General features: G+C 49.6%; 8 protein-coding genes and 2 pseudogenes. 6 read left to right on the top strand and 4 right to left on the bottom strand.

Features of this window, described 5'->3' with window-relative positions:
• Positions 1-218: 218 nt before the first annotated feature.
• Positions 219-902, top strand: a pseudogene (locus tag B5G40_RS14945) (IS256 family transposase); the annotation flags it as partial.
• Here B5G40_RS14945 and B5G40_RS14940 read toward each other — a convergent pair.
• From B5G40_RS14940 to B5G40_RS16770, 4 genes are all read right to left on the bottom strand, one after another.
• Positions 889-3,441 carry a type I restriction endonuclease subunit R gene (locus B5G40_RS14940; RefSeq protein WP_242959457.1) on the bottom strand — a complete coding sequence of 851 codons (2,553 nt, stop codon included), beginning with the start codon at positions 3,439-3,441 and terminating at the stop codon, positions 889-891. The pseudogene B5G40_RS14945 and the gene B5G40_RS14940 overlap by 14 nt on opposite strands.
• A gap of 109 nt (positions 3,442-3,550) precedes the next feature.
• Positions 3,551-4,375, bottom strand: coding sequence for a nucleotidyl transferase AbiEii/AbiGii toxin family protein (locus B5G40_RS14935; RefSeq protein ID WP_242959456.1), 825 nt, complete (start codon positions 4,373-4,375; stop codon positions 3,551-3,553).
• Entirely contained in the window at positions 4,372-4,965 is a 594-nt protein-coding gene (locus B5G40_RS14930; RefSeq protein WP_087400389.1) for a type IV toxin-antitoxin system AbiEi family antitoxin domain-containing protein, read from the bottom strand. The genes B5G40_RS14935 and B5G40_RS14930 overlap by 4 nt, the downstream gene beginning before the upstream one ends.
• Positions 4,966-5,155: 190 nt before the next feature.
• On the bottom strand, positions 5,156-5,458 hold the full coding sequence (locus B5G40_RS16770) for a hypothetical protein (protein ID WP_143383440.1): 303 nt from the start codon (positions 5,456-5,458) through the stop codon (positions 5,156-5,158).
• Here B5G40_RS16770 and mobC point away from each other — a divergent pair.
• From mobC to B5G40_RS14910, 5 genes and pseudogenes are all read left to right on the top strand, one after another.
• Positions 5,457-5,786: a plasmid mobilization protein gene (gene mobC / locus B5G40_RS14925; protein WP_087400387.1), complete on the top strand. Its 330-nt coding sequence runs from the start codon at positions 5,457-5,459 to the stop codon at positions 5,784-5,786. The two genes, B5G40_RS16770 and mobC, sit on opposite strands and share 2 nt — an antisense overlap.
• A gap of 24 nt (positions 5,787-5,810) precedes the next feature.
• On the top strand, positions 5,811-5,978 hold the full coding sequence (locus tag B5G40_RS17045; RefSeq protein WP_162614487.1) for a hypothetical protein: 168 nt from the start codon (positions 5,811-5,813) through the stop codon (positions 5,976-5,978).
• Positions 5,979-6,047: 69 nt separating this feature from the next.
• Positions 6,048-6,722, top strand: coding sequence for a replication initiator protein A (locus tag B5G40_RS14920; protein ID WP_158099553.1), 675 nt, complete (start codon positions 6,048-6,050; stop codon positions 6,720-6,722).
• A gap of 14 nt (positions 6,723-6,736) precedes the next feature.
• Positions 6,737-6,892 (top strand): annotated as a pseudogene (locus B5G40_RS17545) (DNA replication protein); the annotation flags it as partial.
• A 176-nt stretch (positions 6,893-7,068) separates the two neighbouring features.
• On the top strand, positions 7,069-7,236 hold the full coding sequence (locus B5G40_RS14910) for an excisionase (RefSeq protein ID WP_242959458.1): 168 nt from the start codon (positions 7,069-7,071) through the stop codon (positions 7,234-7,236).
• Positions 7,237-7,280: the final 44 nt, after the last annotated feature.

Here is a 7,280-nt window from a genome sequence, read left to right as displayed (position 1 = left end):
TATATCCAGAATCACCATACTCATTTGACCGCTTTGCCGTCCCATCATGCTCCATTCCTCCCTTATTTCAATTATACCATGGGAATGGGGTATTTGGGACTTTTGTCAACAGGTCCAATAAGTTTCGCAAATTGAAAAGTGGATAAAAGGAGACATGGTTTGCAGATCTCTGGTAGAATGAAGTCGCGACACACCATTCTGAAAGGAGACAGCAAACCATGTCGGAAAAGATTGTACAGCTAAATGAAGAAGTTATCAAGGGGCAGCTCAAGGAGTTGGTGCGAGGCAGTGTGGAGGAAACCCTCAACGAGCTGCTGGAGGCCGAGGCGGAGAAATTGACTCAGGCTGGTCGGTATGAGCGCAACGAACAGCGCCAGGGCTACCGCAGCGGCCACTACAGCCGCAATCTCACCACGACTTCCGGGGATGTCACCCTCAAGGTGCCGAAACTCAAGGGTATCTCTTTTGAAACCGCCATTATTGAGCGGTACCGCCGCCGGGAGAGCAGTGTGGAAGAAGCTCTCATCGAGATGTACCTGGCAGGCGTATCCGTCCGGCGTGTGGAGGACATTACTGAGGCCCTCTGGGGCAGCAAAGTCTCTCCCTCCACCATCAGTGAGCTGAACAAGAAAGCGTATGTCCACATTGAGGATTGGCGGAACCGTCCTCTGCAAGGTGGGCGGTATCCGTATGTCTATGTGGATGGGATCTACCTGCGCCGCAACTGGGGCGGTGAGTTTGAAAATGTAGCCATTTTGGTAGCGATTGCCGTTAATGAGGACGGATACCGTGAGGTTTTGGGTGCCGCTGAGGGCATGAAAGAGGACAAAGCCAGCTGGGTCAGCTTCTTCCAATGGCTGCGTGGCCGTGGCCTGGACGGCGTGAAACTCATTGTTGGAGACAATTGTAGGCAGCATCAATTTCATCGGCACTGTTAAGTCCGGCGACAACCGTATCCAAGAACGATTGTAGGATCTCAACCTTTTTGAGCAACTGCGGGTTGTCCGTCCTGCCCAGTTCATCTTTGATGTGCTTGATGTCATAGTCCTTCTGCTTCGCGTCATCAAAGTGGATGTTGCGAATGAGATTCATGATGTAGGCGACATTGATACGGTCGCTCTCCATAAGTTCAATGCAGAAGTCCACATCGTTCAGAACAGAGACAACCTCACGGTCTGTTTTCTGCTTGGAATAAAGCATCAGGTATTTGCTCTTATAGTCCTGATACTCCTGCTCAGACATTGTGAGCGCATCCTGGTCAAAGCTGAACTCGATAAATGTATGCAGCGATTGCAAATACTTGGTCAGCTCACGGAAGGTAACAACGAAGAGCTTCTGGTCATCCTCGCTCTGCATGGTGTCCACAGCAGCGGGAGTGGCCGCGATCTCCTTGAGCTTTATAACCATCTCATTGAACTTCTCAACAAAGAAGTTATAATCCGGTACAATGATGCCCGTAGTGTCCTGCGTCTTTGAAAACAGGGTGAGCGCATCATCCGTCTGTTTTTTCAGATTCCGATAGCAGATAACTATACCAAATGGTTTTGTTTCCTTCTCCACTCGGTTCGTGCGGGAATAGGCTTGCAGCAAGTCGTGATATTTCAAATCCTTGTCCACATAGAGAACAGAAAGCGTTTTACTGTCAAAGCCAGTGAGGAACATATTGACCACAAGCAGGATGTCCAGCGGCTTTGTCTTCTTACCCTTCACACGGTCAGAAATGTCCTTGTGATAGGCTGCGAAGGTGTCGGTCGAGAAGTTAGTACTATACATCTCATTATAGTCTTTGATGATCCGCTCCAACGCATCGCGGCTGTGCTCATCCTTGCCTTCTGCATCCTCGTTCTGTCCATAAGAGAAGATACCGGAGATGTTCAAGTCGTGCTTTATGCTCTTGAAGATGTCGTAATACTTGACCAGCGCCTCAATCGACGAAACGGCGAAGATTGCGGTATATTGCCTGTTCCGTGTCTTTGCTTTATGATTTTGGACTATGTGATTTGCGATGAGCGACATACGCTCTTCGGACAGATAAAGCTCATTGACATCAATGGCATCTGCCAGCGTGGGATCATCCCAATCAAAATCGCCCTCCATCGTCTTTATGTACTCCACATGGAAGCCGAGGACATTGTTGTCAAAGATAGCGTCTTTGATCAGATAGTTATGGACACACTCACCAAACAGCATTTCTGTGGTTTGGGTAATTTTACCTTCGACTTTTCCATTGACCTCAAATCGGGGTGTTCCTGTGAAGCCGAAGAACTGAGCCTTCTGGAAGTGCCGCACAATATCCTTGTGCATATCTCCAAACTGGCTTCTGTGGCACTCGTCAATGATGAAAACAACTTTTTCATCCTTATACGCATCCATAATCTTTGCGTACTGTGGGCGCTTGACTGCGTTCGCCATCTTCTGCATGGTAGTTACAATAAGCTGACGATTTTTGTCCTGCATTTGCTTCACAAGGACATCGGTGCGGTCAGTTGCATCCACCGAGCCATTTTCAAACTTATTAAACTCTTCCGTAGTCTGAGAGTCCAAGTCCTTTCGGTCAACGAGGAAAATCACCTTCTTGATGTTGGGATTGGCTGCGAGTATCTGCGCTGTTTTGAAAGAAGTCAGCGTCTTACCCGCTCCTGTTGTATGCCAAACATAGGCATTGCGATTGGTCGGAGTTGCCTGTCGGACAAGGGCTTCAACGGCGTACACCTGATAAGGCCGCATGACCATAAGCAGCTTATCCGTATCGTTTAGGATCATATACCGAGTCAGCATCTTGATAATGTGGTCACGGGCAAGGAAGGCAATCGAAAAATCCTTCAAATTGGTAAGCCGTACATTATCAAAGTCCGTCCAGAAGAACGCAAGACTGTGCAGCATTTCTCTGTCCGAATTTGCAAAATACTTTGTGTCAACGCCATTGGAAACAACAAAGATTTGAATGAAGTGGTACAACCCATTGTAGGAATACTTTTTGTAGCGCATCACCTGATTGACCGCTTCTCGGATGTCAATGCCCCTCCGTTTTAATTCCACTTGAATCAATGGAAGCCCGTTGACAAGGATAGTCACATCATAGCGATTGACATACTTTCCGATAACTGTGGTCTGGTGTGTAACTTGGAAAATGTTCTTGGTGTGATCGCTATCGAAAAATAAAAGATACACCTTCGTCCCGTCTTCGCGCTCCAAGACAAATTTATCTCTGAGGATTTTTGCACTTTGAAAAACCGACTTACCCAACATCAGATTGAGAATGCGTTCCCATTCTTTATCTGTGAGCGGCTTGTCAAGTTTATTTGCATTGAACGCCTCAAATTGAGCTTTGAAGTTCTCGACCAGCGCATCATAATCGGGAACAGAAACGGTACTATATCCCTGCTTGTTCAGTTGATCTATGAATTGCAGTTCAAGCTCTGCTTCGCTTTGATAGGCCATATCTTCATCTCCATTACTTAGGGAACAACTTATTCTTCATGCAGCACTTCGCAAATATCTCCGATTCACGCAAAGCTGCCTTTGATATACGATAGAGTTTGGGCCGCTGTCAGGCGACCAGCGTTTTCAGCACATCCATGATCTGGCTGTACTCAATGTGGGCGGCATAGGCAAACTGCTTGCGGTACTTTTCCCACATGGCTTTGAGTTCCCGGCTGCTCTCGATGTTGTGCAGAATGGCGGACACATCCGCAATCTGATGAGCTGTTCCGCGATGGGTTGCGGTGGCGTTTAACGCTTCGACAAACACAGCCTTATCAAATTTCTGTGTGGTTGCCAGAATGTAAGCATCGTAAAAATCTCTCGGTCGGGTGTTGAACACGCCGCGCCGCAGGATGGTCTCCACCTTTTCCGCCATGACGGTTTCGATGTTGTACGCCCATAGCTCGTAGGATTTCTCGTCATCGAAAATTTCTGAAAACCGGTACTGCACCGCGTGGGGAGTGATAGCGTCCCCGGTGGACACATCAATGCTCAGCGGGGTAATCAGCGTATCAAAATGGGCGTTCAGCATCACACGGTAGCCGCCGTAGATGTCATCCTCCCGGATGGGCGAGATTTTCTCCACCTCGAAGGTCGCGCCGTCATCAAAGGGCACGGCGGCCACCTGTTCCAGTGCGCTGCGGATGGCCTCCGGGGTCAGGGGCAGATTTTTCAGTGTGGTGTCCAAATCCATCGTTGCCCGGTTGTCCAGTCCCACGATGGCTGCCACCAGCATCCCGCCTTTCAGCACAAACTTGTCTTTGTATACTGAGGCCGCAAGCCGGACAAGAAGCCGCTCGAACATATAGTTCTGCAAAATGACCTGCGCCGGGATATTTTTCTGCTTGGCGATGTTGCGAATTTTCGCTTTCAGGCTCATGGCATTGCTCACAGTAACACCTCCAGATATTGACGCAGTACACCAGACACCCGCATCTGACGGGCGTACTCATCCAGCCGGTTCAAGTCCTTTTTGGGGCTGACAGCGTATTGTTTCAGCGCCGATAAAAAAGTTTCCGTCCCGATCTTATTGCGACTGCGGATCACATCGCAGATGGTGCGTTCCAGATCATAGCAGGGAACGGGATTTCCAGCGGGCGTTTGCAGTATCGTTTTGCCCAGCTCGAACAGCTCCGGCTTGATGTAGTACACCTTGCACTCCGCTTTGATGGCCGCAGACGGGATGCAGCCGGAGGGTGCGGTGACGGTGTGCTCAAAGGGTGTCCGGTCGGAAATCCCGTGAAGGAACAGCGCCGTCTCGTGGGAAAAAATAATGTTTTTCGACCGGCGGCTGATGGACAGTAATTCGTCCTGCATATCCTCCGGGAGAACATATTGCCCCTTGACGATGCGGTGAATCTTTTCCGCCTTGCAAAGTTTGTAGAGCATCGCTTTGGAAATGCCGTGCTGCGCCGCTGTTTTCGTTTCGATGATGCCGCCGTTTTTATTCGCAATCGCGGCCAGTTCCGTCATATAGTTCATCCGCTCACCTCGCTACAACATGATAATAATATACCCGAAATTATGATGATAGTCAACAACGCAAGCAAAACTATTCGCATAATATTGCATTCAATATTATGATAGTAGTCAACGGCCCTATATGGGATTAACGGGGTTTGGGTACGCCCAACAAGAGAAAATGAGCGAATCGGCTAACTGGCCGGAACGCTCATTTCGCCGCCGTGTACGGACAGCGGCTGTGCTTGCTGTTCTTTGAAACCTCATAGTTGCAAATCATGATGCTTCCGCTTTTTCCAAAGCCGGGAGTATTTTTATTTTTTCTTTTTTCAAGCAGACCCCTGTTTTTTTCGGAGAAAATGTCCGTTGTAAAGTGAAAGGGAATTTTTTCTGAGCGGGTACCAAGCTTTTGCGCGAAACTGTCCGTTGAAAAGTGAGGAGAAATATTTTTTCCGACACCCCCCAATCCGTGAAAAACTGTTCGTTGTAGTTTGAAAGAGGCGAATACCAACATGACTGAACGCACAAGGCCGGTCCGCATCGAGTTCTGCGTCACCGAACAGGAGCGGCAGATCATCCAAAGCAAAATGGCACAGCTTGGCACCAAGAACATAGGTGCGTATCTGCGCAAGATGGCAATCGACGGCTACATCATCAAGGTGGACTACACCCAGCAGAAAAAGCTGGCCGCATCCGTCAGCCGGGCTGCCAGCAATATCAACCAGATTTGCCGCCGCATCAACAGCACCGGGCATCTCTACGCTGAGGATGTTGCGGATCTGAAAGAACGGCAAGCCGAGATTTGGTCGTTGCTCAAAGAAGCCCAGCGAAAGGAATTGTAATTTCAGGAGGCCGCTATGCCGCGTATGAGTAAAAAGCGAAAAGAAGAATGGGCGTTCTTTCTCAATGACCGGGGGCGCATCGCCTATAACGCCCTGTGCCGCAGGTGCATCCACGACTGCAAACAGAGTTTCCGTGCAACGGTAATCGCCTGCCCGCATTACCACTCCAAACGATCCCACCACCCGCCTTAGTTGCCCTGTGTCGGAGAAAGGAAGTGATGCACCATCTACTACAAGACCGATACCCCGCTGCCGCCTTTCGTGCCGTCGCCTCGGTTTATCCTTCGGGGAGAATACTCAATCAATGCCAAACTGCTCTATGCCCTGCTGCTGGGACGCACACAGCTCTCTCAGAAATCCGGCTGGGTTTCGGAGAATGGGGATATCTATGTGATCTACACCATCCGGCAGATGGCAAATGACCTGAACCGGAGCGAGCGGACGGTCAAGGCCGCGCTGGCCGAGCTGGAAAATGCGGGCCTCATCACCCGCATCCGGCAGGGCTGGAACCGGGCAAACCGCATTTTCCTGCAACTGCCCGATGAGGTGCAGCTTTCTTCCCGTCCAGGGGGCAATATCTGCCTGATGGATGGGCTGGAATCTTCCCCTTGTATGGGGCAAAATTTGCCCACAAGTAAGAAAGAGAAGAAGAAAACAGATTCCAGCCAGAATAAAAAGAGGGAGAACGCCCGCCGCTGTTTTGGGCAATTTCAGAATGTTTTTCTTTTGGACAGTGAATTGGCCGATCTGCAAACTACATATCCCAGCCAGTATGAGGGCTATATCAACCGGTTATCGGCCTATATGGCTTCCAATGGAAAGCACTACGCCAACCATTACGCAACAATTCACAAGCGGCTGGACGAGGACGGCAAATCAAAGCCCGGAAAAAATTACGACCACACAGAGACCTATGAGGAAGGAGAATGCCTGTGAATGTGAATCCAATCATGGCTGCAATCGTTGAGGCAGCAGATACCCTGAACACTGCCCCGGAGGACTATATCAACCCCGATGACGGGCTGAAATATTGCGGCAAGTGTCACACGCCCAAGGAAGCCTATTTCCCAGAACAGTGCAGCAAAAATGGGTTGGACAAGCATCCGATTGCCTGCAAATGCGCGGCTGAGGAACGGGCGCAGCGTGAAGCAGAGTACCGGGAATTGGAACGGCTGAACCGGATTGCCATGCTCCGCTCCGAAGCATTTCGGGATATTCCCGCCGCCGGATGGCAGTTTGAAAATGCCGAAATTCTATCGGCAAAGTGCCGATCCACCTGAAAATGACACTCACGGCAAAGGAGGCCGCTGAGTACAGCAATATCGGAATCAATAAAATCGACAGTATGCTGCATTCTCCAAACTGCCCATTCGTACTTTTTGTGGGCAGCAAGAAATTAGTGAAGCGCAAAGAATTTGAACAGTACATCAGTCAGGCACTCGTGATCTGACATTACATTTGAAAAATTCGCGGAGAAGCCTTGAGGAAAAGAGC

The organism is Flavonifractor sp. An9 (assembly GCF_002161245.1).
GTDB lineage: Bacteria > Bacillota > Clostridia > Oscillospirales > Oscillospiraceae > Flavonifractor > Flavonifractor avicola.
This window is presented reverse-complemented; position numbering and strand designations above follow the sequence as displayed.

What these genes read in the sequence shown, in the direction of transcription:
- B5G40_RS14930 (WP_087400389.1), bottom strand. Translation starts at nt 4,965, where the DNA reads ATGAACTATATGACGGAACTGGCCGCGATTGCGAATAAAAACGGCGGC.
- B5G40_RS16770 (WP_143383440.1), bottom strand. Translation starts at nt 5,458, where the DNA reads ATGTTGGTATTCGCCTCTTTCAAACTACAACGAACAGTTTTTCACGGA.
- mobC (WP_087400387.1), top strand. Translation starts at nt 5,457, where the DNA reads ATGACTGAACGCACAAGGCCGGTCCGCATCGAGTTCTGCGTCACCGAA.
- B5G40_RS17045 (WP_162614487.1), top strand. Translation starts at nt 5,811, where the DNA reads ATGAGTAAAAAGCGAAAAGAAGAATGGGCGTTCTTTCTCAATGACCGG.
- B5G40_RS14910 (WP_242959458.1), top strand. Translation starts at nt 7,069, where the DNA reads ATGACACTCACGGCAAAGGAGGCCGCTGAGTACAGCAATATCGGAATC.
- B5G40_RS14940 (WP_242959457.1), bottom strand. Translation starts at nt 3,441, where the DNA reads ATGGCCTATCAAAGCGAAGCAGAGCTTGAACTGCAATTCATAGATCAA.